Annotated in this window: 25 protein-coding genes and 3 pseudogenes; 16 read left to right on the top strand and 12 right to left on the bottom strand. The window is 68.1% G+C overall.

Annotation, left to right across the window (positions count from 1 at the left end; translation table 11 throughout):
• Positions 1-296: 296 nt before the first annotated feature.
• Together ACH4S8_RS08045 and ACH4S8_RS08040 are read left to right on the top strand one after the other, a co-directional pair.
• Positions 297-953 (top strand): TetR/AcrR family transcriptional regulator, encoded by a 657-nt coding sequence (locus ACH4S8_RS08045; RefSeq protein ID WP_398391860.1) that lies wholly within the window; start codon positions 297-299, stop codon positions 951-953.
• A 433-nt stretch (positions 954-1386) separates the two neighbouring features.
• Positions 1387-1566: a hypothetical protein gene (locus tag ACH4S8_RS08040; RefSeq protein WP_398391859.1), complete on the top strand. Its 180-nt coding sequence runs from the start codon at positions 1387-1389 to the stop codon at positions 1564-1566.
• On the opposite strand, the gene ACH4S8_RS08035 is transcribed toward ACH4S8_RS08040, so the two are convergent.
• A complete protein-coding gene (locus ACH4S8_RS08035; RefSeq protein ID WP_398391858.1) occupies positions 1551-1709 on the bottom strand; it encodes a hypothetical protein in 159 nt (52 codons plus the stop codon). The two genes, ACH4S8_RS08040 and ACH4S8_RS08035, sit on opposite strands and share 16 nt — an antisense overlap.
• Positions 1710-1752: 43 nt before the next feature.
• Between ACH4S8_RS08035 and ACH4S8_RS08030 the strand changes: the two genes are divergently transcribed.
• Positions 1753-2010: a hypothetical protein gene (locus ACH4S8_RS08030; RefSeq protein WP_398391857.1), complete on the top strand. Its 258-nt coding sequence runs from the start codon at positions 1753-1755 to the stop codon at positions 2008-2010.
• Here the strand turns inward: ACH4S8_RS08030 and ACH4S8_RS08025 are convergent.
• The 7 genes and pseudogenes from ACH4S8_RS08025 to ACH4S8_RS07995 form a co-directional block, all read right to left on the bottom strand.
• A pseudogene (locus ACH4S8_RS08025) lies at positions 2000-2410 on the bottom strand (transposase); the annotation flags it as partial. The gene ACH4S8_RS08030 and the pseudogene ACH4S8_RS08025 sit on opposite strands and share 11 nt — an antisense overlap.
• Before the next feature lie 327 nt (positions 2411-2737).
• Positions 2738-3941: pseudogene (locus ACH4S8_RS08020) on the bottom strand (IS110 family transposase).
• Between the two features lie 223 nt (positions 3942-4164).
• A pseudogene (locus ACH4S8_RS08015) lies at positions 4165-5298 on the bottom strand (ISL3 family transposase); the annotation flags it as partial.
• A gap of 147 nt (positions 5299-5445) precedes the next feature.
• Positions 5446-6360: a transposase family protein gene (locus ACH4S8_RS08010; protein ID WP_398392348.1), complete on the bottom strand. Its 915-nt coding sequence runs from the start codon at positions 6358-6360 to the stop codon at positions 5446-5448.
• A gap of 145 nt (positions 6361-6505) precedes the next feature.
• The gene (locus ACH4S8_RS08005; RefSeq protein WP_398391856.1) at positions 6506-7315 is read right to left on the bottom strand and encodes an enoyl-CoA hydratase; all 810 of its coding nucleotides are present in this window, start codon (positions 7313-7315) and stop codon (positions 6506-6508) included.
• Positions 7316-7440: 125 nt separating this feature from the next.
• A complete protein-coding gene (locus ACH4S8_RS08000; protein ID WP_398391855.1) occupies positions 7441-7866 on the bottom strand; it encodes a pyridoxamine 5'-phosphate oxidase family protein in 426 nt (141 codons plus the stop codon).
• Positions 7867-7903: 37 nt separating this feature from the next.
• Positions 7904-9058 carry an acyl-CoA dehydrogenase family protein gene (locus ACH4S8_RS07995; RefSeq protein WP_398391854.1) on the bottom strand — a complete coding sequence of 385 codons (1155 nt, stop codon included), beginning with the start codon at positions 9056-9058 and terminating at the stop codon, positions 7904-7906.
• A gap of 213 nt (positions 9059-9271) precedes the next feature.
• Between ACH4S8_RS07995 and ACH4S8_RS07990 the strand changes: the two genes are divergently transcribed.
• The 3 genes from ACH4S8_RS07990 (at position 9272) to ACH4S8_RS07980 (ending at position 12243) form a co-directional block, all read left to right on the top strand.
• Positions 9272-10447 carry a thiolase family protein gene (locus ACH4S8_RS07990; RefSeq protein WP_398391853.1) on the top strand — a complete coding sequence of 392 codons (1176 nt, stop codon included), beginning with the start codon at positions 9272-9274 and terminating at the stop codon, positions 10445-10447.
• Between the two features lie 29 nt (positions 10448-10476).
• Positions 10477-11244: a 3-hydroxyacyl-CoA dehydrogenase gene (locus ACH4S8_RS07985; RefSeq protein ID WP_398391852.1), complete on the top strand. Its 768-nt coding sequence runs from the start codon at positions 10477-10479 to the stop codon at positions 11242-11244.
• Between the two features lie 84 nt (positions 11245-11328).
• Entirely contained in the window at positions 11329-12243 is a 915-nt protein-coding gene (locus ACH4S8_RS07980; RefSeq protein ID WP_398391851.1) for a TIGR03619 family F420-dependent LLM class oxidoreductase, read from the top strand.
• 44 nt (positions 12244-12287) lie between these two features.
• On the opposite strand, the gene ACH4S8_RS07975 is transcribed toward ACH4S8_RS07980, so the two are convergent.
• Positions 12288-13133 carry a FadR/GntR family transcriptional regulator gene (locus tag ACH4S8_RS07975; protein ID WP_398391850.1) on the bottom strand — a complete coding sequence of 282 codons (846 nt, stop codon included), beginning with the start codon at positions 13131-13133 and terminating at the stop codon, positions 12288-12290.
• A gap of 236 nt (positions 13134-13369) precedes the next feature.
• Between ACH4S8_RS07975 and ACH4S8_RS07970 the strand changes: the two genes are divergently transcribed.
• From ACH4S8_RS07970 to ACH4S8_RS07960, 3 genes are all read left to right on the top strand, one after another.
• Complete coding sequence (locus ACH4S8_RS07970; protein WP_398391849.1) at positions 13370-13885, top strand: DoxX family protein; 516 nt, start codon at positions 13370-13372, stop codon at positions 13883-13885.
• 98 nt (positions 13886-13983) lie between these two features.
• A complete protein-coding gene (locus tag ACH4S8_RS07965) occupies positions 13984-14922 on the top strand; it encodes a DUF2889 domain-containing protein (protein WP_398391848.1) in 939 nt (312 codons plus the stop codon).
• Positions 14919-16088, top strand: a complete 1170-nt coding sequence (locus ACH4S8_RS07960; RefSeq protein WP_398391847.1) for a thiolase family protein — start codon at positions 14919-14921, stop codon at positions 16086-16088. Before ACH4S8_RS07965 ends, ACH4S8_RS07960 begins: the two co-directional genes overlap by 4 nt.
• A gap of 8 nt (positions 16089-16096) precedes the next feature.
• Here the strand turns inward: ACH4S8_RS07960 and ACH4S8_RS07955 are convergent, their stop codons facing one another.
• A complete protein-coding gene (locus tag ACH4S8_RS07955) occupies positions 16097-16774 on the bottom strand; it encodes a TetR/AcrR family transcriptional regulator (RefSeq protein ID WP_398391846.1) in 678 nt (225 codons plus the stop codon).
• Positions 16775-16859: 85 nt separating this feature from the next.
• On the opposite strand from ACH4S8_RS07955, the gene ACH4S8_RS07950 reads away from it, so the two are divergent.
• The 5 genes from ACH4S8_RS07950 (at position 16860) to ACH4S8_RS07930 (ending at position 20225) form a co-directional block, all read left to right on the top strand.
• On the top strand, positions 16860-18023 hold the full coding sequence (locus tag ACH4S8_RS07950; protein ID WP_398391845.1) for an amidohydrolase family protein: 1164 nt from the start codon (positions 16860-16862) through the stop codon (positions 18021-18023).
• A gap of 6 nt (positions 18024-18029) precedes the next feature.
• Positions 18030-19238, top strand: coding sequence for a thiolase C-terminal domain-containing protein (locus ACH4S8_RS07945; RefSeq protein WP_398391844.1), 1209 nt, complete (start codon positions 18030-18032; stop codon positions 19236-19238).
• A 5-nt stretch (positions 19239-19243) separates the two neighbouring features.
• The gene (locus tag ACH4S8_RS07940; RefSeq protein ID WP_398391843.1) at positions 19244-19666 is read left to right on the top strand and encodes a Zn-ribbon domain-containing OB-fold protein; all 423 of its coding nucleotides are present in this window, start codon (positions 19244-19246) and stop codon (positions 19664-19666) included.
• 10 nt (positions 19667-19676) lie between these two features.
• Positions 19677-19901, top strand: a complete 225-nt coding sequence (locus ACH4S8_RS07935; protein WP_398391842.1) for a hypothetical protein — start codon at positions 19677-19679, stop codon at positions 19899-19901.
• Positions 19902-20087: 186 nt separating this feature from the next.
• The gene (locus ACH4S8_RS07930; protein WP_398391841.1) at positions 20088-20225 is read left to right on the top strand and encodes a hypothetical protein; all 138 of its coding nucleotides are present in this window, start codon (positions 20088-20090) and stop codon (positions 20223-20225) included.
• 171 nt (positions 20226-20396) lie between these two features.
• On the opposite strand, the gene ACH4S8_RS07925 is transcribed toward ACH4S8_RS07930, so the two are convergent.
• Positions 20397-21158, bottom strand: a complete 762-nt coding sequence (locus ACH4S8_RS07925; RefSeq protein WP_398391840.1) for an SDR family NAD(P)-dependent oxidoreductase — start codon at positions 21156-21158, stop codon at positions 20397-20399.
• 42 nt (positions 21159-21200) lie between these two features.
• On the bottom strand, positions 21201-22343 hold the full coding sequence (locus ACH4S8_RS07920) for an acyl-CoA dehydrogenase family protein (RefSeq protein ID WP_398391839.1): 1143 nt from the start codon (positions 22341-22343) through the stop codon (positions 21201-21203).
• A 97-nt stretch (positions 22344-22440) separates the two neighbouring features.
• Between ACH4S8_RS07920 and ACH4S8_RS07915 the strand changes: the two genes are divergently transcribed.
• Together ACH4S8_RS07915 and ACH4S8_RS07910 are read left to right on the top strand one after the other, a co-directional pair.
• Positions 22441-23631 (top strand): CaiB/BaiF CoA transferase family protein, encoded by a 1191-nt coding sequence (locus ACH4S8_RS07915; protein ID WP_398391838.1) that lies wholly within the window; start codon positions 22441-22443, stop codon positions 23629-23631.
• Positions 23609-24385, top strand: a complete 777-nt coding sequence (locus ACH4S8_RS07910; RefSeq protein WP_398391837.1) for a crotonase/enoyl-CoA hydratase family protein — start codon at positions 23609-23611, stop codon at positions 24383-24385. Before ACH4S8_RS07915 ends, ACH4S8_RS07910 begins: the two co-directional genes overlap by 23 nt.
• The last annotated feature ends 2 nt before the right edge of the window (positions 24386-24387 follow it).

Raw genomic sequence — 24387 nt, 5'->3', positions numbered from 1 at the left:
GCAGACCCCTTTATGGCCCCGCGGCGGCCGGCGGGGGGGATGAGCGCCCCCGGCGCGCCCCGGCCGGGGGGGGGGGGGCCGGCCCCCCCCCCCCCCCGGGGGGGGGCCCCCCCCCCCCCGCCGCCCCCCCCCCCACCACCACCTGGGAAGTCGGCGAGCCCTGGTCAGGAAGGGGCAGCGAGATCACGTCACTGCCGCGTGCGGGACGCCTCGCCCACGTCGAAAACAGTATGGCATTCGTTTTTCGGCGGCAAGGGGTCCCATCAGCGAATTTCCCGTGCCGTAGAGTCCTGCTCATGGCACGACGAGGTCCGTACGCGAAAGGCATCGCCAAACGGGAGGAGATCCTCGATGCGGCACTGGGCATCGTGGCGCGGGTCGGATACAGCCGAACGACGGTGCGCGAACTGGCTCAAGCCGTCGGCCTGAGCCAGACGGGGCTGCTTCATTACTTCGGAACCAAGGAACAGCTCTACACCGCGATCCTGCGCCGGCGTGACGAAGTCGACCAGCGCCTCATCGGGGAGCTGCTTGCCGCCGCGGGCGAGGCACCACCGGACCTGGGCGAGGCCTTGACTGCTCTCGTCCGCCACAACGCCGAAGTCCCGGGGCTCACCCAACTCTTCTCACGGTTCGCGTCCGAGGCGACGGAGCTCGCCCACCCGGCGCACGAGTATTTCCGCGACCGCTACGCGGCTGTGCGTTCGGACATCGCAACGACGATTCGTGAGCAGCAGGCCGCAGGCACCCTGCCCGCAGGCGTCGACCCCGACCGTTTGGCCGGACTCCTGTTTGCCCTGATCGACGGCCTGCAGACGCAGTGGATGTACGACCCCGAAATCGACATGGCCGAGCAACTCGCCTACTTTTGGCGGCTGCTGTCCTCTGAGGCGACAGCTGAAACCGCCGAGCCATCGGGTGCCGTTACTCAGGTGACAGGCAAGGATAGGTAGATCCTGGCCCTCCCTGCCGGTGACGGTGAGCTACCCCCGGGCGCGCCGTGCCCCTTTTCGTCGAGAATCCCTCGTCCCCGCTCCGCCGAGCGCGGAGAAGACACCATGAGTTCCGCGGCACTCAGGCACCCTGTGAAGGCTCCGCCTCGGCTCCTGCGGGCCATTGGAAGGAAAGGCGACACGGAAGCAGCTTTGTGTCCGCGGCTGCGCTACCCGACAGCCGGAACGTCCCCCAGTCGCTGCGTCGTCGGCGTCCTCGAAGCCGGCCAGGCAGCCGCGGATGGTCCCGAAGGTCTGCGGGAAGCCCGCGCGCATGGACGCCCGCGTCCCCTACCAGAAGTGGATCGCCAGCGGCTGGCCCGAATACGACCCATAGGACCATGGACGAGGTCTTCGGCGTGTGACGGCAAGCCCAGCCCGGCTCGCGGCGTACATGGGCGAGACCATCAAAAGCCTGCCCGGCCCGGCCATGGAAGAGCGTGACGACGCGGTGATCCGCGCATGCACCGACCCCTGGTCCTGGCTGCAGACCGACAAGTACGACATGGGTGAGGCGGTACGCGTCATCACGCCCCGCCTTTATCGGCCACTACGTGATCATCTCCGGCCTTGAGTGAAGAGGGCGTCGGCGACAAGTGCCCATTGGGTGCGCAGGTCGAAGCGCTCGGGGTCCATGAGCCAGTGCATCTGCAGGCCGTCGAGTACGGCGGGGAGGACGTGTAGGAGTTCGGTAGACGTCGGTGCCGGTGTATTCACGCAAGGACAGGGTGTAGAGGGAGTTTCTGTCGTCGAAGTATGCGTGGGCTGGGTGGGCCGGGTCGAGGGCTTCGGCCTGGACCATGGCGTACAGCTGGGCGCGGTGCGGATGGCGGGCGTTGTAGTCCACGACGATGTCCAGGGCGGAGCGCAGGTCTTGGCCCTGCTCGCCCAGCAGGTTCTGCAGGCGGGCGCGGTCGATCGCGTCGCGGTGGTGCAGCAGAGCGAGCAGCAGTGTGGGCATGTCGGGGAAATGGCTCTGTTCCGTAGTCCGTGGTGGCGTTGTGTGCCTATGCGCTGAGCAAGATGCGGTGGCGGAGGAGTTCGAATCCGGCACGGCCGTGCATCTGCCGCATGATCCTCTTGGTGTGGGTGTTGACCCCTTCGGTGCGGCCGTTGCTCCAGGGCAGGGTCAGGCCGGCGTTGACTGCGGCACGGTCGCTTTTAAGGCCGTTGCAGAAGCTGTGCAGGTGGGGCAGGTCTGCACCGCGGGTCTGGCCGATCCACTCGGTGAGCTTGGAGTCGTTGCCGCTGGCGGGAGTCAGCAAGGCGGCGAAGTCGCGGATGAGGGCGGTGAGCTGGGTCATCTCGGGGCAGGCCGCAGTGAGGAGGCGGAGCAGGCCGACGTCCTTGGTCCGCAGATTGTCGGAATGCGTGAGGAGGAGTCGGGCGAGGCGGCGGGGGCCCCTATCTCTTTGGTCAAGGTAGATGGGCTGTTCTAGGGCGTCTGGAACGATGTCTCGTGCATGTTGATGATGAGTCGGTGGCAGAGGGCGGGAACGGACCGGAGTGGACGGGTGCGGTGAGTGAGCGTCTCCGCTGCTGCGTCTGTGGTGGGTCGACTGATGGCGCCGAGGACTACGTGCTCGTCGAACTGACGGCGAAGTTCTCTGACGCGCGCCAATGGCTGGGTGCGCATGCGGAGCACCTGAACTCCGTCCTTGCGAAGGGGTTCTCCGTGGAGGTTCACGACATGTAGGGCTGCCGTCATGGCCTGCGATCTCGGTTCGCAGGCAGGCTGGTTGCCCTCACCTCGTTCCGGTTGTCCGAGGTTCGTAGAAGGTGCCGTCTCTAAGCATGGCGAACAGGACGTCGGCTCGTCGTCGGGCGAGGCAGAGCAGGGCTTGGGTGTGGTGTTTGCCCTGGGTGATCTTCTTGTCGTAGTAGATCCGTGAGGCCGGGTCGCTCAGGGCGGCGAACGCGGAGAGGAAGAAGGCCCGTTTGAGCTGCTTGTTTCCTCTCCGGGAGGGCTGTTCTCCGCGGATCGAGGAGCCTGAGCTGCGGGTCACTGGGGCGAGACCCGCATAGGCGGCCAGGTGGCCGGCGGTCGGGAAGGTGCTGCCGTCGCCGACCTCGATCAGGATCCATGCTCCGGTCCTGACGCCGACTCCCGGCATGGACGTCAGGACTTTGGAAAGAGGGTGGGCTTCCAGGAGTTCCTCGATCCGTCCGGCCAGGAGTTTCCGCTGGTCATGGACGGCGGCCAGGGATTCGGCCAGGCTCGGGACGATTAGTGCGGCCGCCTCGGTCCCTGGGACGACGACGGTCTGCTCGTCCAGGGCGGCGAATATCTCCTCGACCAGCCGCTCGGCCATCCTGGGCGCCTTCGGCCGCAGCAGTGTGGTCAGCCGCCGCCGGCCGGGCCTTGCGGATCTGGGCCGGTGACCCGAACCGTTCCAGCAGCGTGAGGACGGCCGGGTGCTGCAACCGCGGCCCCAGGACTCGTTCCAGCGACGGGTGGATCTGGGTCAGCAGGCCGTGGAGCCGGTTCGCGACCCGGGTGGCCTCGCCGGCGAGGTCGTCGTCGAACCCGACGATCATCTCCAGCTCGGCGATCGTCTCGTCCTCGCCGTCGATGGCCCGCAGCGTGTGGGGCATCGCGCGGGCCGCGTCCGCGATGATGAACGCGTCCTTCGCGTCCGTCTTGGCCTCACCCGGGTAGAGGTCGGCGATCCGCCGCATCGTGAGGCCCGGTAAGTAGGCGACCGGGCATCCCATGTCCCTCGCAACGGCCAGCGGCAGGGCACCGATCGAGGCCGGCTGATCGACCACGACCAGCACCGTTCCGTGCTTGGCCTGGAGTTTTACGAACAGTTCGCGGAGCTTGGGTTCGGTGTTGGGCAGGCGTTTGTCGAAGGCCTTCTTCCCGGCCGGGGTCACGGCGGTGGCGTGGTGTTCGCCCTTGCCGACGTCCAGGCCGAGGAAGACGTCGATGTCGCCGGTGTCGATCACGTGCAGGGCCCCTCCATCACGCTTTCGTCCGGCCTTGCCTCGGCACCGAGCTGCCACATCCACGTTACGGAGAGCTCTCCCGGCTCGGGTGAAGCCGGTGCTCAAGCCCCTCATCAGCGGTCCGTCGATGCCTCCGGGCCGGTGACACCACCCCCCCGGATCATGAACAACAAGGGGGGGAAGTCATGCCGGACCCGAAGACCGGAGGCCCCATTGCGGAGCCACGAAGACGGTAACGGGGGGTTGTGACGGGCCGGTGGCCTTCGGCACGGCCTTGGTTGAGGTAGCGGACCAGCAGGTTGGCACTGCCGGTGTAGCCCAATTCCCTGATCTCGTGCAGGAGGTGGGTGGCGGGGACGGCCGGGTCCTTTGCCCGGCGTTGCCGTAGGTGCTCACGGTAGGGGTCGACCAGGGTGGGCCGGTAGCGTGGGGCGACGCGATCGGCGGACGGTTCGGGGATGCGTGCATAGCGCTTGACGGTGTTCAGGGCGAGATTCAGTCCGCGGGAGCAGTCGAGCAAGCCGACGCCGGAGCCGAGGAGGGCGTGGACTTTGTGCCAGCGCTCACGGGTGGTCTGCTCGTGCACCCCGCCGGGCCGCGGCGGGTTGACGGTGGCCCAGCAGGGTGCGTGGGCGCGGACCTCGGCCAGGACCTTGTCGCACAGGTTCTGCCACAGATGCCACCGGTCGCTAACTTGTACCGCGTCGGGCAGGGCCCGGCGGATGGCCTCGGCGTAGGTGGCCGAGCCGTCCCGGCACACGACCTCGACCCCCTTCTTCCCTCGCAGCCATTCCTCCAGGGTGGCGGCCTCTCGGTCGGGCAGGACATCGACGCCTTCCCCAGTCTCGGCGGCGATGATGATCGTGGCGTAGCGGTGGCGGCGCCGCAGGGCAAAGTCGTCGACCCCAATCACTCGCGGGGAGCGCACCGTCGGCAGGGCGATGCGCCTCAGCAGACGCAGGGCGGTGGCGTAGGACAGGGGCGTGGCCAGGAACCGGGTGAGACGGGAAGCCGCCCGGCCGCATAACTCCTTGACCACCTCCGAGACCTGCCTGGTCAGGCGCGTGGTGCGGCGCTGAAGGCGCTCGATCAGCCCGGGGACCTGCTCTCGGAAAGTCTGCCGCCGGCAGCCCAGAACCGGGCAGACCAGGCGCCGCACCCGGATGCGGACCACGACCTGCCTGCCGTCGACTGGCACATCTGCCACCGTCCGAACGTGATACCCGTGCGCCTTCCCCGTCAGGACCCCGCACGCCGGGCAAGACACCGGAACATCCCGGGTCCGGGCGATGACCCGGATCACTCCACCGTCATCTGCTACATCCTCGATGACCAGCACCGAAAGCCCTGAAAACACCATCGCCACAAGGGAGTTGCCATCTCGCATATAACGTCAAACGATGCCTGTCACCTGCCGTCACCACCGACTACGGAACAGAGCCGAACGTCTTACGAGTTGGTGCGTGATAGCGGTGAGTTGTGTTTCCCTTGCTCACGGGGTTGGTCAGGCGGTGGCGGTGCGGTCGGATACCAGGGTGGCGATGGCCCGGTAGGTGTCGGGTAGGCGGTCGCGGCGGTGGGTCCAGCGCTGGAGTTGTTTCCAGCGTTTGTGGTCGGCGAGGGCGTGTTCGACGGTGATGCGTTGTGAGGAGTGCTCGTGCCGTTGGCGTTCGTTGTGCTCGAGGAAGGGGAGCGTCGCGCCTGGCCGTAGCTTGCGGGGCTGGGTCAGGGCCTTGCCTCGGTGGTCTCTGCTCAGGCCGAGATAGCCGTCATCGAGGAGGACCTGTACCCGGTCGAAGGCATGGAAGCATCTGCCGATACCGGCCAGACGGGCGGCAGTGGCGTCGTGCACGCGTCCAGGCCGCAGGGCGTCGGTCCAGAGCGTGCGGCCCTTTTGGTCGGCGATGACAGTGGCCTTCATGGTGTTCTGCTTCTTCTTGCCCGACACGAACGCTCGCCGCCCGCCCCGGCCTGCGGTGGGCCGGCGGACCTGGATCTCGGTGGCGTCCAGCCGCAGCCGGACGCCCTCGGCCTGGGCGTAGGCGAACACGTCCTCCAGGGTCCGCAGCCGTACTTTGGGCCGGTCTGGGACGGCGAACCCCCGAACGGCCAGCAGTCGACGCACCTCACCGACCGCGCGGGTCACGGTGGAGCGGTCCACTTCATACAGAAGGGCCAGGACTGCGTGCGGGAGGTCGTGACGCAGATGGATGAGTGTGGCGACGAGCCGGTCCACGAAGACCAGCCGATGGCGGGCGCCTGCCCCGGGTGCCCGCTTTCTTTCCCCGCCCCTCGTCTGGTGTCGACGACCCTCGACCCCGACCACCCATGGCCTGGCCAACTCCGCTACCAACGACGACAGATGAGCCGTCGAGATGCCCGTGAACAACGGATGCGTCAGGACCGAACGGTCCACAATGCCTCTCACCAGCAGAGCATGCCCACCCGCTATCACGCACCAACTCGTTACAGTCCCCCCGCAGGCAGCAGCGCCCCGCCGCGCACAGACAGGCCTCCGAGCTGTCCCCGAGTGTGTGTGGTGGTGGTGGGTGGGGGGGGGATACTCACACCTGGCTGCGGCCTCGGGCGATCACAGCCTCGCGGGTCGCCGCGACAGGGAGCGCGCCGGCCGCCGCGCCTCCGTCTTCCCACACGGCACGCTCGCCCGCCAGAGCTGCGGCGGAACCCTCGCGCGCACCCTGGTCGTAGAGGTCTCTGACCGTGGCCAGCACCTGACGGTCCACCTCAGCGATGGAGGATGCCACCGCCAGTGCCCGCGGCAGGAGTTCGGAATCCGGGACGACCTCGTTGGCCAGGCCGATGCGCACCGCGGTGCGGGCGTCCACGTAGTCGCCCGTCGCGGACATCTGTCTGGCCCAGCCGTGGCCCACGGCGAGCGGGAGGCGTGCCGTGAGCCCCCAGCCGGGCACGACCCCGACCCGGGCGTGCGTGTCGGCGAAGCGTGCGCTCTCGCCCGCGATACGGAAGTCGCAGCCGAGGGCGATCTCCAGACCGCCGGTCACGGCGGGCCCGTTGACAGCGGCGACGACCGGGACACCCAGCGTGGTGAGGGCGGAAACCACGTCCCAGCGCCGCACGTCCGGAGGGCCCGATGCCGCCACTTCGTCCAGGTCCAGCCCCGCGCAGAATGCCGAACCCGCTCCGGTCAGCACTACGGCACGCAGATCCCCCCTGTCCGCTTCGTCACGGAGATCCGCGAGCACCTGCAGGAGGCGGTCCAGCAGTTGCCGGGTGAGGGCGTTGCGGCGTGCGGGCCGGTTGAGCGTCACCAGCGCGATGCCTTTCGCCGGCCGGGCCAGCAGCACCTCGGACTGGGCGGCCCCCGTCCCGTCTGCCGTGACTGCTGTCGACATCAGCGACCCTTTCGACTTCGACTAGACATTGAGTGGTACTTCTCCATGGCGACCAGTCGGCACTTCACGGACGGGCGTCGCACGCTGGGTCGACCCTCCGGACGCTCCGGAGGGTCGACCCCTGCCTATCGGAGTTTCCGGAAGTCCCAGCTGACGATCTTCATTGCGGTGACACGCAACCAGGCATGCCTGTCGTCGGGACGGAACTCCTCAATTCCGCTGTACTTGCTGGCATACAGGTGCTCGACCGTCTCCAGCGCGCGGTCAGGGGTTGGGCTCCGCGGTACGTCACCCACCGCTTCAGCGCTGCCGCTGATCTCCACCCCGCGCAGCTCGTGGTAATCATCACCGGCGTCCACCACGACGGACACGCGAGGCTGATGGGCCAGATCCGTCCAGCGTTGGCTCCTGACGATCGAGTTGAGCCAGAGCGCGGTTCCGTCCCAGACGAACCACAACGGGGCAACGTGGGGGCTGCCGTCACGCTTCACGGTGGCCACTCGGCAGACGCGCTCTGCGGCCAGGAACGCGTCGCGTTCCTCGGGGCTCATCGCAATGGCCCGCCCCCGGCGCTGTTCTGCGAGCGTGTCAGCGGAGACCCGTGAGCGACCGTCCGATGATCTGGCGCTGGATCTCGTTGGCGCCGCCGTAGATGCGCTGGACGCGGGCGTCCAGATAGGCGCGTGCGATGGGGTACTCGAGCATGTAGCCATAGCCACCGTGGAGCTGCACGCACTTGTCCACGACACGCGCCTGAACCTCGGTCGTGAAGAGTTTGACCGTTGCCGCATCGACGGTCGTGAACGTTCCCGCGTTGTGCGCCATGATGCAACGGTCGAGGAGCGAACGGGCTGCCTCGATGTCTGCGGCCATGTCGGCCAGCGCGAACTGAGTGTTCTGGAACCCACCGAGCGGTTGACCGAACGCGCAACGTTCCTTCACGTACGCCACGGTCCAGTCCAGGGCAGCGCTTGCCGAGGCCACCGCGCCGGCGGCGATGGCGAGGCGTTCGAGCGGCAGGTGCTTCATGAGCTGGCGGAAACCGGCGCCTTCCACGCCGAGCAGGTTCTCGTCCGGCACGAAGACGTCGGAGAAAGAGAGCTCCGAGGTGTCCTGAGCCCACAGACCGACCTTCTTGAGGTTGCGACCTCGGCTGAACCCCGGCATACCAGCCTCGACGACCAGGAGCGAGAAGGCGTCGGTGCCACCGGCGGGGTCGGTCTTCGTGACCACGCAGACCAGGTCTGCCTGCTGGCCGCTGGAGATGAACGTCTTCGCCCCGTTGAGAATCCAGCCGCCGGGGGCCCGCTTGGCGTGCGTTCGCACCCCCTTGAGGTCGCTTCCGGTGCCTGGTTCCGTCATGGCGACGGCCATGATGAGCTCGCCGGCGGCCATGCCCGGCAGCCACCGCTGCTTCTGCTCCGGCGTCCCCATATCTGCGACGTACGGGCCGAGGATGTCGTCCTGGAGCGAGAAGCTGGAGGCCAGCGAGGCGGCTCCGACGCGCATGAGCTCCTCGTAGACGACGTTACGGAACCGCCAGTCGTTCAGGCCCGGACCGCCGAACTCCTCGGGGGCGGTCAGGCCGATGACGCCCTGCTTTCCGGCGGCGAGCCACACGTCCCTGCCAGTGCACTGACGCTCGTCCCACTCGTCGAGGTGCGGCTGCACCTCTCGGGTGACGAACTCGCGTACGACACTCCGGAACTGCTCGTGCTCCTCGGTGTAGAGGCCGCGCTCCATACCCGCTCCTTGGGTCGGTCCTGACCAGTCGCGGCATGGTAACAGGCAAATCATATACCTGAATACACTTTATGTTGCCCCTGTGTCCACCATGCGGGAGGCGGTCAAGCCGAGGGTTGAGGTGATCGGGGCGTCGATGTCTTGCGCTTGGCGGTGAGGCCCCCTAAAGTCGGCCAGCAAATGATATAACTATTATGCCTTGGAAGGGTCGCCATGGGCAGCGCAGTGATCGTCGACATCGTGCGTACGGCGTCGGGCAAGGGCAAGCCGGGGGGTGCGCTCTCCGGTGTGCATCCGGCTGAACTTCTCGCGACCGTGCTGCGGGCGCTCGTGGAGCGCAACGGGCTGGACCCGGCGACCGTCGACGACGTCATCGCCGGATGTGTCGGTCAGGCAGGCGACCAGGCTCTCAACATCGCACGGACCGCGCTGCTTGCTGCGGGCTTCCCTGAGAGTGTGCCCGGAACCACGATCGACCGGCAGTGCGGTTCGAGCCAGCAGGCGGCGCACTTCGCTGCTCAGGGCGTGATGGCGGGTGCGTACGACATCGCCATCGCCTGCGGCGTCGAGTCCATGAGCCGGGTCCCCATGGGCAAGGCGGTCATCGACGGCAACCCGCAGTCGGTCCTCGACGCCCGTTACCCGAGCCTCCCGAACCAGGGGATCGGGGCCGAGCTCATCGCCGCGCGCTGGAAGCTGGACCGGGAGGCGCTGGATGCGTACTCCGCGGAGAGTCATCGTCGAGCGGCCGAGTACGCAGCGGCCGGAGGTTTCGACAAGGACATCGTCCCCGTTTTCCTTCCGGACGGTAGCGAGCACGCCGCCGACGAGACGGTTCGGCCGTCGACGACCATCGAGGGGCTTGGGGGCCTGAAGCCGTCCTTCTACACCGAGGAGATGGCCCAGCGGTACCCCGAGATCAACTGGGTGATCACGCCTGGTAACTCCTCGCCACTGACCGACGGCGCGTCGGCCGCACTCATCATGAGCGAGGAGAAGGCCGCCGCCCTCGGCCTGACCCCCCGGGCGCGGTTCCACACCTTCGCCGTTGCCGGCTCCGACCCCGAGATCATGCTGACGGGACCGATTCCCGCGACCCACAAGGTGCTGGCGAAGAGCGGTCTGCGGATCGGCGACATCGACGCCTACGAGGTCAATGAGGCATTCGCACCGGTGCCGCTCGCCTGGGCTGCCGAGTTCGAAGCCGACCCGGCCCGGCTCAATCCCCGTGGCGGCGCCATCGCGCTCGGCCACCCGCTCGGGGGATCGGGCACGCGGCTGCTGAGCACGCTCCTCAACCAGCTCGAGGCCACCGGTGGTCGCTACGGCCTCCAGACGATGTGCGAGGGCGGCGGTATGGCCAACGCCACGATCATCGAGCGCCTCTGACCATTCGGCACAGAAAGCAGAGCCATCACATGGACATCACAGGCAAGTCAGCTCTCATCACCGGCGGAGCGTCGGGCCTCGGCCTGGCGACCGCTCGTCGGCTCCACGCGGCCGGCGCCCATGTCGTCATCATCGACCTTCCGTCCAGCGCCGGGAAGGCGATCGCGGACGAGCTCGGCGAGCGTGTCTCCTTCGTCCCGGCAGACGTGACCGACGAGGGCCAGGTCGCTTCGGCCGTTGAGATCGCTGTGGCGAACGGTCCGCTCGCCGTGACGGTGAACTGTGCCGGCATCGGCAACGCCATCCGTGTGGTCGCCAAGGACGGCACGCCGTTCCCCTTGGCCGACTTCAAGAAGGTCGTCGAGGTGAACCTGGTCGGCACCTTCAACGTCCTCCGCCTCGCCGCTGCCGCGATGATTGCCAACACACCGGTGGACGGTGAGGAGCGCGGCGTCATCGTCAGCACCGCGTCCGTGGCGGCCTACGAGGGACAGATCGGCCAGACCGCGTACTCCGCTTCCAAGGGAGGTGTCGTCGGCATGACCCTGCCGATCGCACGTGACCTTGCGCAGCACAAGATCCGCGTGAACACGATCGCCCCCGGCCTCTTCATGACGCCGCTGTTCGCGACCCTCTCCGACGAGGCGATCAAGTCGCTGGGAGCCCAGGTGCCGCACCCCACCCGGCTCGGCGACCCCAAGGAGTACGCCGAGCTGGTCGCACACATGGTGAGTAACCCGATGCTCAACGGCGAGGTCATCCGACTCGACGGTGCCATCCGGATGGCACCCCGCTGACGGACGCCCGGTACAGCGCCATCCGCGGCCCGGAGTCGCGGATGGCGCCCGGGCGTCATCGGCCGACGAGCGACTGAGGGAGAGATGAAGTTCACCGTCGACTACCCGGTCGGAGGCCCCGGACACGATCGCGCCCTTCTCAGCGGTGCCGGCGTCACTGCCGTGGCCAAGGCGGCCGACCGGCTCGGCTTCCACGCGATCGCGTTCACCGAGCATCCCGCCCCGTCCATGAAGTGGCTGCGCAACGGCGGTCATGACACGCTCGATCTGACGTCAGCGCTCGCCTTCTGCGCCGCTGTCACCGAGCGGATCCGGTTGACGACCCATCTGATGGTGCTGCCCTACCACAACGCCTTCGCTGCGGCGAAGGCGCTGACGACCGTCGATCTGCTCTCCGACGGGCGCCTGACGGTCGTCGCGGGGACGGGATACCTCCGCTCGGAGTTCCTTGCGCTCGGTGTCGACTTCGAGTCCCGGAACGAGCGCTTCGACGAGGCGCTTCACGTGATGCGAACGCTGTGGTCGGCCGGGACGGAACCGGTCTCTTTCGACGGTCCCTTCTTCCCCGGGATCGGAGTCGCTCACGTCCCCGGCCCGGTTCAGCCCGGCGGCCCTCCAGTCCTCATCGGCGGGAACTCGCGACTGTCACGTCGCCGGGCGGCCCGTAACCAGGGGTGGAGTCCGCTGCTGGTTCCCGAGCAGGTCGCCCGGACCTCCCGTACCCCTGCCCTGACGCTGGAGAAGCTGCCGCCGCTGATTGCCGAGGTACGCGAGTGCGCGGTCGAGGAGCAGGGAGAAGGCACCGAGGTCACGATCCAGGTGCAGGGACTGGACCATGGTGTCCTGCGCGGTGGCGAGGTCTCCCCTGAGCAGCACCGCGAGACTCTGGGCAGACTTGCCGACGCAGGCGTGGACTCCTATGTGCTCACTGTCCCGTGCACCTCGGTCCGGGACACCGTCGAAGGGCTCGAGAAGTACGCGGCCACGTACATCCGGTGACCACTGACACGGGGAGGGTGCGTCGGCCGCCGACGCCCACGGGGTCAGTCGAACAGATCGACGACCGGGGTGTTCTGCGCGTCATGGAGGAATACGTACTGCGCTGCGACCTCCATGTGCCGACGCCAGTGCCTCTCGGCCCCGTCTGCATCCTTCGCCTCGACCAGACGGATCAGTCGGGCGTAGGACTTGATGCTCTTCTGGAATCGTTCCGGCATGTTGTCTCGCTTGCCCAGTCCCTTGGCCAGGGAGCGCTGGAGGTGTGCGTCGACGATGTCGGCCAGCACGGCGCCCTGGACAGCCAGCGTCTTGTTGCCGCAGAGCTGCATGATCGTCTCGTGGAACCGATACGTCGTCTGTGACCACATGGCGAGATTCGGGTTCGTCTCGAAGCCCGAGTCGACCAGAGCCGAGAGGTCGCGAAGCACGTCCCGCAGCTGCTGAAGGTCGTCGTCGGTGCGACGGGCAGCGAGCATCCGCGCACAGACCGGCTCGGTGACCGTGCGTGCGTCATAGACGTCCTGGATCGTGGTGCCCTGCAGCTGCAGCAGGAGGCCGACATGTCGTGCCGCGACTTTCGGATCGGGCTCAAGTACCTGCGCGCCGCCTCGTGAACCACGGCGGACTCCGATGAGCGACTCTGTCTCCAGGATCCGGAAGGCCTCGCGCAGGGTCGGACGGGAGACGCCGAACTGCTCCATCAGGTGCATCTCGGCTGGCAGGGTCTCGCCGGGGGTGAGTTGTCCCTTGACGATCTGGCGACGCAGGTGTGCTGCGATCAGCTCGGCCGTCTTCGGGGCGCGCACCGGTGCACCGACCTTGTCGACGACACCCTTGAAATCATTCATATTACTCATCTTACTCTTGCCGGGCGGCGTTGTTCGGGACATGCGGCAGCCTGCGACTCCGCCTCGCATCCGTCGACCGCCACCTTGGGCCACTGGATCCGGAAGGGTCGACTTCGTCTGCCCGGCCCCGAGCGGCTCCGGAGCCGGGGCATCCTCGGGCGTCTCCCGCTCCGAGGTGGCCAGGCGTCACTCGGCGGTCGTTCGCTCCAAACCCGTCTTGCCTGATCGGCTGTAATGATCATTCAACAGTAATATGATTCATCTATTTCTACGCCCGAGTGAGGCTGCTCATGGATCTTGCGCTTGGTCTGCTACTGGTTCGGCTGGCCCTCGGGCCGATGCTCGTCGTGCACGGCGCCAACAAGGTGTTCGGACCCGGAGGCATCGCGGGCACGGCGGGCTGGTTCGAGAGTCTGGGGTTGCGGCCCGGCCGGCTGCACGCATGGCTGGCCGCCGTGACCGAGATGGGCGCCGGCGTGCTGCTGGCACTCGGTCTCCTCACAGGTCCTGCCTGCACCGCGTACGTCGGCCTGATGACCGTTGCCGCGCTGACCGACCACCGCGGGAAGGGCTACTTCGTCTTCAAGGGGGGATGGGAGTACGTCGTCCTCATCGCGATCGCTTCCGTCGGGCTGGCGTCGACCGGCCCCGGAGACTGGTCGCTCGACCATCTGATCGGGCTCGACGTTGCTGGGGCGCCGTGGGCGGCTGTTGCCGCGATCGTCGGGGTTCTGTCGGCCTTGGCGCTCCTGGCGGGCTTTTGCCGGCAGGTGCATGAGGCGGAGGCCCGGTGACGCCTGTACCGGTGCCGGCCGAGCTCACGCCCGTCGGGCCGGCGGACGCTACACCCGCACGGCGCGCTCGCTCGGTGCGCCGCACCACGACGATCGACATGACCTGGTCCGACGGCCTCGGGACCACGCTGACGCTCGCCGGACGCGGCCGGGATCTCCTGACGCCCGAGGACGGTGCCCGCCCGATCGTCATGAGTGCGCAGCGGGTGGACGTCACCGTCACCCCGGAACGCAAGGTCGCCCGACTGGCTGTTCACGACTGCCTCGACGGTGACGTTCGCGAGGTCACCGAGCTCGTCGGCCTCAAGGCGATGAGCGGTTTCCGCACCGCGGTCGCCGAGCGGGTGCCGGATCTGGTCGAGGCGCGCACGCCGTTGTCGCTGCTCGTCGACGACACCCCTGGCGCCACGCTCATCAGCGGGTTCGCCTTCAGCCGCTGGACCGATGTCGACCTGATGCTCGACGTGAGCCGAACCCAGGGACATGTCCGCCGGATGGAGGGCATCTGCACCGGCTTCATGCCGGGCTCCAGCGGTCTGGCCCCTGACGGGACCGCCCGGTGGAACCATCGCACGCGACGGGTGCGACCCCTCGCGGAGGATCCCGATCCGTGGGCTTGGCACAACGTTCCCACGATCACCGAGGTGTCGATGCGCCGCATGCGCCGCATCGATGTGTGGCAGGAGGACGGCCGACTGCGCATCGACGCGATGTTCCAGGACTCCTCGACGACCCCTGACGGCGGACGCGACGCCGTTCACGAGTACTCCCTGGCCGCGACCGCCGGTCTCGGCAGCGGCGAGCTCCTCGAGGTCCTGGCCGTCCCACGGGTCCTCCCGTACGCCGAATGCCCGCTGGCAACCCTGCAGGTCGACCGACTCGTCGGCGTTCCGCTCGAGGGGCTGCGCGCGGCCGTCCTCGAACGGCTGCCGGGCACTGCGGGTTGCACCCATCTGAACGACGCCCTGCGTGCGCTCGCCGATGTCCCGCACCTGGCGACGCTGCTCGAACCCGACAACGAAAGGCCGCACCAGTGAATGACGCCGTCATCGTCAGCGCCGTCCGTACGCCCATTGCCACGGCGTTCAAGGGAACGCTCCGCGACACCCCCGCCGAGACACTCGCGACGCTGGTGGTCACCGAGGCGTTGCAGCGTTCGGGGCTCGATCCCGCCGTGATCGATGACGTGATCCTCGCCGAGAGTCAGTACGGCGGAGGCGACCTCGCCCGCTATGCGGCGGTCGCCGCCGGCCTGACGACCGTTCCCGGCCAGGCGGTGAACCGCCACTGCGCGGGATCGCTCACGGCGGTCGGCAACGCGGCCGCCGGCATCCGTTCGGGCATGGAGCAGGCTGTCATCGCAGGTGGCGCACATTCGTATTCCATGGCCCCGCAGCAGCTGTGGCGGGTGCCCGGCCAGGACGAGCCGCGGACGGGCATCGCCCCGACCTTCCCGTACCACGACGGTGCCAACGACGACGTGACGATCTCCGTGGGCTGGAACACCTGCCGCGAGGTCGGCCTCTCCCGCGAGGAGATCGACGGATGGGCCCTGCGGTCGCACCAGCGCGCGATCGCGGCCATCGATGCCGGCCTCTTCGAAGAAGAGATCATCCCGGTGAAGGTCACCCAGCCGGACGGGTCGATCGTCGAGTTCGCGGTGGACGAGCATCCCCGGAGGAACTCCTCGATGGAGCGCCTGGCCGGCCTGAAGCCGCTGCACCCCGAGATCGAGGGATTCTCCATCACCGCCGGCAACGCGTCGGGCGTGAACGATGCGGCCGCGGCTCTGATCCTGGTCAGCTCGTCGCTTGCCGCGGAGCACGGTCTTGTCCCGCTGGCCCGCGTCCGGGCCTGGGGCGCCGTCGGTGTGGCTCCGGAGCGCACCGGGATGGGCGGCGTCGAGGCGATTCCTCTGGTGCTGCGACGCGCCGGACTTTCGGTGGACGACGTGGATATCTGGGAGATCAACGAGGCGTTCGCCCCGGTGCCGCTGGCGGCCTGCAGGGTGCTGGGCATCTCCGAGGAGAAGGTCAACATCCACGGCTCGGGTTGTTCGCTGGGACACCCGATCGCTGCGTCGGGCGCCCGGATGCTCACCACGCTCGCGTACGAGCTCCGCCGCCGTGGGGGCGGCATAGCGGTGGCTTCGATGTGTGCGGCCGGCGGCCAGGGCGGCGCGGTCGTGATCGAGTCCGTCTGACCGACGGCTCAGGAATCGATCAGCGATTCCGTCTCGGGTGAGACGCGGGCCGTCAGCATGGCGCTCCACCCGTCGATGTATGCCGACAGACGCATGTCGCTGAGCGAGGTGCCCTGACGAGCGTGATCTCCGAGGGCGTGGAGCACCGAGACGAAGAACTGGTGCGCCCGCGCCCTCCGGATCCGCTCCGGCAACGCTTGGAGGACGGCGTCGACGAGTTCCTCGGTGACCTCGGAGCTCACATGGTCCTCGATATCAGAGGGCCAGTACTCCGAGCGTGCCTTCGGGTCCTCGCTCAGCCGGGCGAGGAAGGGCGTGTACATCTCTCCGCGCCGGATGCTGGAGGCCAGTGGACCGACGACCAGTGCGACCAGTTCCCGAGCGGTGGCGCGCTGAGGGTCGCGGTCGGCGATCGCGCGCTTGAGCTGTGCGATCCCGGCGTCGCGTTCGTCGTCGAGCGCCGGCTGACGGTAGGCGATCAGCGCTCGTACCAGGCCGCTCTTGGAGCCGAAGTGGTAGCCGATGACAGAAGAGTTGGACTGTCCGGCTGCGACCTGGATCTCCCGTAGTGAGACCCCGTCGATGCCGCGGGTCGCGAACAACTGCTCAGCGGCCTCAAGAAGCAGCACCCGCGTCGCCTCGCCCGCTGAGTGGCGACGACGGCTGGTGCTCGACTCATCCTTCACGAGGCCATCCTCCAAAAACCTAATGCCAAAGTCTTAAGAAGTATTGCGTGCCGGGTCACCCGATGCCAACATCTAACTCATTAAGATGTTCCGTCCCACCCTGGAGCAGGTCATGGCAAAGATGTGGACCAACTCGGGAGACTCCCACTTCATCGAGCCGGAGGACGTGTGGACCACGCGCCTTCCCAAGGCGCTCGCGGACCTCACCCCGAAGTCGGTGAAGGACCCCGACGGCGAGTGGGAGACGGTCTCGGTCGACGGCCAGACCTTCCGCCGGAAGCTCCCGACCTCGGCCGCGGCGAAGTTCATCGAGGAGAGCAACAAGCCGCAGGGCGTCCGCGACCCCCGCGCGCGCCTGGCCGACCTCGACAAGGAGGGCGTGTGGGGAGAGGTCATCTTCCCGAGCCTCGGGATGTGGGCGTCCACCTTCCGTACGCCTGAGCTGCTCAAGGCCTGCATGCACGCGTCGAACCTGTACGCGATCGAGGAGCTTGTCCCGGTCTCGGACCGGTACGTCGTCACCGGGCAGATCTCGACACTGCGCGTCGAGGACGCTGTGGAAGAGATCGAGTGGCTGGCCGAGAACGGGTTCAAGACGGTCTTCCTGCCCACCACCCCGCACCCCAGTGCCCCGGACTGGCACCGCAACGACTGGGAACCGCTGTGGGATGTCTGTGAGAAGGCAGGCATCGTCCCGGCCTTCCACATCGGCACCGACCCCGTCGACATGACCAGCGGCGGCGCCGGCCAGGTGTATCGGGGACCGGGTGGCGCGGTCATGAACTACACCGAGACCACCTTCTCGGGCCAGCGGGCCGCGATGAAGATGGTCGCGTCCGGAGCCCTCGACCGGCACCCCGACCTGAAGGTGCTCATCTCCGAAGGCGGCGCGACCTGGATTCCCTTCCTCGGCGACCGCCTGCTCGAGGGCTACCGCCAGCATGCCGTGGCGGTGCGGCCGAAGCTGAGCCGCGACCCGAAGGAGATCCTGATGACCCAGGTCTATGCCTCCTTCCAGCACGACGAGACGGCAGTGGCCGCGAACGAGGCCATGGGCTACAAGAACGTCATGTTCGGCTCGGACTACCCCCACATGGAGGGTACGTTCGGTCACACGCAGAAGACGCTCGCCGGGCTGTTCGCCGACGCCAAGCCGGAGACCGTCAAGCGGATCACCCAGGGCGCGTTCTACGAGCTCTTCCCGCACGTCCCGCCGGTGCCGGAGAGCACCGACCGCATTCAGGGCTGATGCGCTGTGACCAAGGGATTGCGCGACGTCGCGATCGTGGGCATCGGCGCCACGGACTACTACAAGCGGGGCGAGTCGTGGCCTCGCACGACGACCGAGATGGCCTGTGAGGCGATCCTCAACGCGTGCGCGGACGCCGGGCTGAGCGTCAAGGACATCGACGGCTTCGCCTACTACTCCGGTGCCAGCGCCGGCTACGGCGACAAGATGGACACCGCGGACTTCATGGAGAACCTCGGCATCGACGAGGTCACCTTCACCGCCGCGCTCACCTCCGGCGGCGGAGGCGCTGCCGGCTCTGTCGGCCTCGCTCGGGCCGCGATCGTGGCGGGGGACGCCACGGTCGTGGTGACGGTGATGGCGCTGCAGCAGGCCAAGCAGCGCCTCGGCAGCGTCTTCGCCGCTGCGGCGCCGAACCCGATCAACTCCTTCCTCCAGCCCAGCGGGCTCTCGGGACCGGGGCACCTGATGTCGGTGCTCGCCCGTCGGCACATGCACCTCTACGGCACGACCCGGGACGCCTTCTGCGAGATTGCGCTGACGGAGCGTGAGAACGCCCAGACCAGGCCGAAGGCACGGTTCCGCGGGAAGCCCCTGACCCGCGAGGACTACTTCAACGCCCGGATGATCGCGGAGCCGCTCTGCCTGTACGACTTCTGCCAGGAGACGGACGGCGCGGTCGCGGTCATCACGACGAGCCTGGACCGGGCACGCGACCTGCGCCAGAAGCCCGTGCCCGTGGTGGCGGCGGCCCACGGCGGCCGTCGCGAGTGGGGGCGAGCCTTCGCCTGGATGGGCATGCCGGACGAGTACTTCGCCTCCGCCGGCAACAAGCCGATCGCGGACCGCGTCTACCGCCAGTCCGGCCTGACGCCGCAGGACATCGATGTGGCGCTGCTCTACGACCACTTCTCCCCGATGGTCCTCATGCAGCTCGAGGACTACGGCTTCTGCGGACGCGGTGAAGGCAACGACTTCGTGCTGAACGGGAACATCCGGTACAGCGCCAAGCCGCGCCCCGGTCAGATCCCGGTCAACACGCACGGCGGCCAGCTCTCCGAGGCGTACATCATCGGGATGACCCACATCATGGAAGGTGTCGAGCAGATGCGCGGCACCGCCATCAACCAGGTCGAAGGGGCGCAGCATGCGCTCGTCACCGGCGGGCCCGCGAGCCTCCCGGTCTCCGGCCTGATTCTCGGAAGGGACGCATGATGGCCGTGGCGACAGCGCTCCCCTCGGAGCAGGTGCGCATCACCACCGACCCGACGACCGAGCCCTTCTGGCAGGCGGCGAAGGAACGCCGTCTTGTCGCGCCGCGATGCGGAGCATGTGGGCACTTCCGCCTGCCCCCGACGCCGTACTGTCCCGAGTGCCAGTCCGCCGAGGTCGACTGGGTGGAACTCGCGGGCCGTGCGGTCGTCTACAGCTTCGCGGTGGTCCATGGCTTCCCCGGCCTGCCGGACGTGACGCTTGTCCCCGCCGTCGTGGATCTGCCCGACGCCCCCGGTGCCCGCCTGGTGAGCAACATCGTCGGCGTCGATCCCGAAGCCGTCGAGATCGGCATGGAACTCACCGTCGACTTCCATCCCATCGCGGACGGCTGGCTGCTGCCCGTCTTCCGCCCTGCCGCAGACGAGTAGGAGAAGCCCGATGAGCGACCACGACGAGGACAACAGCCTCCACGAGAAGCCGCTGGAGTTCCTGCAGAGCATCGCCAACAGCGGTGGCTGGTGCGACGGACAAGCGATCGTTCCGTCCGCGGACGGCGACCACTACGACTGCTGGTGCTCGTGCGGCAACTGGCGGATCGAGGCAGCTTCCACGGAGGACGGGCTGCGGGCCGCGCGCATCCACACCGGAAGCATCCCGGCTTGACGGTGCTCGCCCCGGGGGATGACCGGCCGCCCCTGGACGATGACGAACCCGTGCGGCGGCTGACGGGCCGGCAGACTCCGTTCACCGAATGACAGAAGGGCTTGCTGCGCCGATCACAGACGCAGCAAGCCCTTCTCTGTCATGCCGGGCGCAAGCAGACCGCCTTGACCGCAGATCTCACCGCGCGTGAACGCCCGGGCCGAGAACGGCAGCAGGACGCCCAGCGCGGTCGCGGTCGGCACTCCGGTGCGGGTTCGAGTCGTGGGCGAGGACGTCGGCGTGCCGGTCTTCCGCGTCCGTACGCCCGAAGGGGCGTACCGGTGAGCGCTCCGGGAGTCGGACCGGCCTTCCGATGACGCAGGAAACACGCCGACCGGCGAACCTCGACCGGCTCGGCCGCCGACGGCCACGACCGGACTCGGTCGTGGCCGTCGGGAAAAGCGGCGGCGGCCGGGACGCCGCCATGAGGCGTGTCCCGGCCACCGAGCGCGCCGGCTACTTGGGCGCGAAACGCATGCCGGCGTCGAGCCGGAGGCACTGGCCGTTGAGCATGCCGTTCTCGACAATGGAGCAGGCGAGCTTGGCGTACTCCTCCGGGCGTCCCATCCGCTTGGGGAAGGCGTTGCCCGCGACGAGCGGTGCGATGGTCTCGTCCGGCATACGTGCCACGGCGCCCGTCTTGAACAGCGACGGGGCGATCGCCAGTACCCGGACACCGAGGGAGCCCAGGTCGCGAGCCATGGTCAGTGCCATTCCCGCGATGCCCGCCTTCGCTGCGGAGTAGGCGACCTGCCCGATCTGGCCCTCGAAGGCCGCGATCGACGAGGTGTTGACGATGACCCCGCGCTCCCCGTCGGCATCCGCCTCACCCTGACTCATGTGGAAGGCCTGCAGCCGGTTGAGGTTGAAGGTCGAGATCAGGTTGAGGTTCACGACGCTGGCGAAGGTCTCCAGGTCATGCGGTCCGCTCTTGGAGAGCGTGCGCTTCGCGACACCGCCGCCGGCCGTGTTCACCGCGATGTGCAGGCCGCCGAGCTGCTCGACGGCCTGGGCGAGTATCTCCTCGATGCCGGAGTGGTCCGTGATGTCGCCGTCGAGGTAGATGCCGCCGAGGTCGGCGGCGATCTGCTTGCCTTCGCCCCCGGGCCGGTCGATGATCGCGACCTTGGCGCCCTTTGCTGCCAGCAGCTCGGCGCTGGCGCGGCCCATGCCGGAGGCACCTCCGACGACAACGGCGTACTTGCCCTGGATCTCCATGTACTCAGTCCTGTCTGTGCTGGTCGATGATCCGGTTCGAGGTCAGAAGCCCAGGTCGCGGCCGATGATCTCCTTCATGATCTCGGTGGTTCCGCCGAGGATCGTGGAGATGCGGACGTCCTGGTAGGCGCGGGCGACGGGGTACTCGAGCATGTAGCCGTAGCCGCCGTGCAGCTGGAGGCACTGGTCGACGACCTTCTTGTTCAGCTCGGTGCACCACCACTTCGCCTTTGCGGCGTCGACCGCGGTGAGCGTGCCGTCGACGACTCGGCGGATGCACTCGTCGACGTAGATGCGGGCGATGTCCAGTTCGGTGGCCATCTCCGCGATGGTGAAGCGGTTGGCCTGGAAACTGCCGATCGACTGGCCGAACGCCTTGCGCTCCTTCGCGTAGACCTTGGTCTGCTCGAAGATGTTCTCCGCCCCCGCGATGGCCGAGATGGCGATCGAGAGGCGCTCGGAGGGCAGGTTCTCCATCAGGTGGTAGAAGCCGCGGTTCTCGGTTCCCAGAAGGTTCCCGGCCGGCACGCGGCATTCGGAGAAGAACAACTCCGCGGTGTCCTGGGCGTGGTGGCCCATCTTCTTCAGCTTGCGGCCGCGCTCGAAGCCGGGGGTGCCGTCCTCGACCACGATCAGGCTGAAGCCCTTGTGGCCGGCCTCGGGATCGGTACGACAGACCACCACCACGGCGTCGGAGAGGATGCCGTTGGAGATGAACGTCTTCTGTCCGTTGATGACCCACTCGTCGCCGTCCCGGCGCGCCGAGGTGCGGATGCCGGCGAGGTCCGAACCGGCTCCGGGCTCGCTCATCGCGATCGCGAAGGTCATGTCGCCTGCCGCGAGCGGGGCCAGCCACCGTCGGCGCTGCTCCTCGTCGGTGAGGCGGAGGAGGTAGGGCGCGACGATGTCGTTGTGCAGGGTGAGTGCGACCCCGCTGCTGCGCCCCCTGGCCAACTCCTCGGCAACGATCGCGTTGTAGCGGAAGTCGTCGACGCCCAGCCCGCCGTACTCGGTGGGGACGGAGAAGCCCAGGACGCCGGCCTGGGCCGCCGCCTTGTAGACGGCCTTGTCGATGATCCCGGCGGCCTCCCACTCCTCTGCTCGCGGGGTGATCTCCCGGGCTATGAACTCCTTGACGAGGGAGCGGAACTCCTCGTGCTCCTTGTTGAACACGGTGCGCGCCATCTGACCCCTACTTCCTCACGACGTGACTCTTGGGACGGCCAACCTATCAATCGCTTCAGTGTAATCAGTTAACCTATTCTGTGATAGCGTCCCGGCCATGAATCGTCCCGACCAGTCCGCTGCGGGGCCTCTCGCCGGACTTCGCGTCCTTGAGATCGCGGGCATCGGGCCCGGCCCGTACGCGTGCATGCTGCTGGCCGAGCTCGGCGCCGACGTCGTGCGCATCGACCGGCCGGGCGGCGCCGGTCTCGCGCAGGCACCTGCCGACGAGCTCAATCGCAGTCGGTCCAACGTCGCCATCGACCTGAAGCGTCCTGAGGGCCGTGACCTGGTGCTGCGGATGGCCGCCACGGCCGATGTGCTTGTGGAAGGACTCCGCCCCGGTGTCATGGAGCGACTCGGCCTCGGCCCGGACGCCTGCCTGGAGGCCAATCCGCGGCTTGTCTACGCGCGCATGACGGGCTGGGGACAGTCCGGCCCGCTGGCACAGGCCGCCGGCCACGACATCACCTACGCGGCCCTCACCGGAGCGCTCCATGCAACCGGCGGTGCCGACAAGCCCCGCAACGCGGTGAACCTCGTCGCCGACTTCGGCGGCGGCTCGCTCTTCCTCATCACCGGGATCCTCGCCGCCCTGTACGAGCGGACCACCAGCGGCTGGGGCCAGGTGGTGGACGCGGCCATGGTCGATGGCGCGTCGTCCCTGATGACGATGGTCTACGGCATGTACGCGACCGGCCACTGGAGTGACAGCCGGGAGTCGAACCTGCTGGACGGTGGCACACCGTTCTACGACACCTACGCATGCAAGGACGGCCGCTTCGTCGCGGTCGGTGCCCTCGAACCGCAGTTCTTCGCGCAGTTCGTCGAGTTGCTGGGCGGCGGCATCCCGGGACAGCAGTCCGATCCCGCGACCTGGCCCGGGATGCGCAAGGCCCTGGCAGCGCGCTTCGTCGAGCGGACGCGTGACGAGTGGGCAGCCCTCTTCGAGGGCACTGATGCGTGCGTCGCGCCTGTGCTGAGCCTGGAGGAGGCTCCGCGGCACTCTCATATCGCGTCGCGCGGCATCTTCACCGGCAAGGCCGACGGCGGCGGGCGGATACCCCGGGTGGCACCGCGATTCTCCCGTACCCCCGGGCTGGAGCCAGGTCCGGTGCGCGCAGCCGGCCAGGACAGCCGGGCCGTGCTGGCGGCGATCGGGCTCAGTCGGCCCGAGATTGACGAACTCATCGAAGCCGGCGTCGTCCGGCAGTCCCGAGAGGTGAATGACGATGACCGAGGGGTCTGAAGTCCTGACCGAGCGCCGTGACGGCGTACTGATCATCACCATCAACCGTCCCCAGGCCAAGAACGCCGTCACCGCAGGGGTGGCACAGGGGATTGCCGCCGCGATCGATGAGCTCGAGGGCGACCCTGAGCTGCGGGTCGCGGTTCTCACCGGGGCCGGCGGCACCTTCTGTGCCGGGATGGACCTCAAGGGATTCCTGCGAGGCGAAAGCCCGGTCGTCGAGGGCCGCGGCTTCGCCGGCCTGACCCTGGCCCCGCCGCGCAAGCCGCTGATCGCTGCGGTCGAAGGGTGGGCGCTTGCGGGCGGGTTCGAGATCCTGCTCGCCTGCGACATGGTTGTCGCTTCCGAGACCGCGAAGTTCGGGGTCCCGGAGACCAAGCGCGCACTGGTGGCCGGCGCGGGAGCCGCCATGCTGCTTCCCCAGCGGGTGCCGCTGCCGATCGCGCTGGAACTGCTGCTCACCGGAGACCCGATCACCGCTCGGCGCGCGTACGAGCTCGGCCTGGCCAACCGCCTCGCGCCCGAGGGCGGCGCTCTGGACGAGGCGTTCAAGCTGGCTGCCGCTGTCGCGGCGAACGGACCCCTCGCAGTGGCGGCCTCGAAGCAGATCGCCCGCTCGTCCTCCGACTGGACGGCGGCCGAGGGCTGGCAGCGGCAGGCCGAGATCATGAAGCCCGTCTTCACGTCCGAGGATGCGCGCGAAGGCGCCACGGCCTTCGCCGAGAAGCGCGCGCCCGTCTGGAAGGGGCAGTGAAG

Source organism: Streptomyces sp. NPDC021080, from assembly GCF_044333225.1.
Lineage (GTDB): Bacteria > Actinomycetota > Actinomycetes > Streptomycetales > Streptomycetaceae > Streptomyces.
This window is presented reverse-complemented; position numbering and strand designations above follow the sequence as displayed.

Bases quoted from the DNA above. Each gene is read 5' to 3' on its own strand.
- ACH4S8_RS08045 (WP_398391860.1), top strand. From the start codon at position 297: ATGGCACGACGAGGTCCGTACGCGAAAGGCATCGCCAAACGGGAGGAG.
- ACH4S8_RS08040 (WP_398391859.1), top strand. From the start codon at position 1,387: ATGGGCGAGACCATCAAAAGCCTGCCCGGCCCGGCCATGGAAGAGCGT.
- ACH4S8_RS08005 (WP_398391856.1), bottom strand. From the start codon at position 7,315: ATGTCGACAGCAGTCACGGCAGACGGGACGGGGGCCGCCCAGTCCGAG.
- ACH4S8_RS08000 (WP_398391855.1), bottom strand. From the start codon at position 7,866: ATGAGCCCCGAGGAACGCGACGCGTTCCTGGCCGCAGAGCGCGTCTGC.
- ACH4S8_RS07995 (WP_398391854.1), bottom strand. From the start codon at position 9,058: ATGGAGCGCGGCCTCTACACCGAGGAGCACGAGCAGTTCCGGAGTGTC.
- ACH4S8_RS07990 (WP_398391853.1), top strand. From the start codon at position 9,272: ATGGGCAGCGCAGTGATCGTCGACATCGTGCGTACGGCGTCGGGCAAG.
- ACH4S8_RS07985 (WP_398391852.1), top strand. From the start codon at position 10,477: ATGGACATCACAGGCAAGTCAGCTCTCATCACCGGCGGAGCGTCGGGC.
- ACH4S8_RS07980 (WP_398391851.1), top strand. From the start codon at position 11,329: ATGAAGTTCACCGTCGACTACCCGGTCGGAGGCCCCGGACACGATCGC.
- ACH4S8_RS07975 (WP_398391850.1), bottom strand. From the start codon at position 13,133: ATGTCCCGAACAACGCCGCCCGGCAAGAGTAAGATGAGTAATATGAAT.
- ACH4S8_RS07965 (WP_398391848.1), top strand. From the start codon at position 13,984: ATGACCTGGTCCGACGGCCTCGGGACCACGCTGACGCTCGCCGGACGC.
- ACH4S8_RS07950 (WP_398391845.1), top strand. From the start codon at position 16,860: ATGTTCCGTCCCACCCTGGAGCAGGTCATGGCAAAGATGTGGACCAAC.
- ACH4S8_RS07935 (WP_398391842.1), top strand. From the start codon at position 19,677: ATGAGCGACCACGACGAGGACAACAGCCTCCACGAGAAGCCGCTGGAG.
- ACH4S8_RS07925 (WP_398391840.1), bottom strand. From the start codon at position 21,158: ATGGAGATCCAGGGCAAGTACGCCGTTGTCGTCGGAGGTGCCTCCGGC.
- ACH4S8_RS07920 (WP_398391839.1), bottom strand. From the start codon at position 22,343: ATGGCGCGCACCGTGTTCAACAAGGAGCACGAGGAGTTCCGCTCCCTC.
- ACH4S8_RS07915 (WP_398391838.1), top strand. From the start codon at position 22,441: ATGAATCGTCCCGACCAGTCCGCTGCGGGGCCTCTCGCCGGACTTCGC.
- ACH4S8_RS07910 (WP_398391837.1), top strand. From the start codon at position 23,609: ATGACGATGACCGAGGGGTCTGAAGTCCTGACCGAGCGCCGTGACGGC.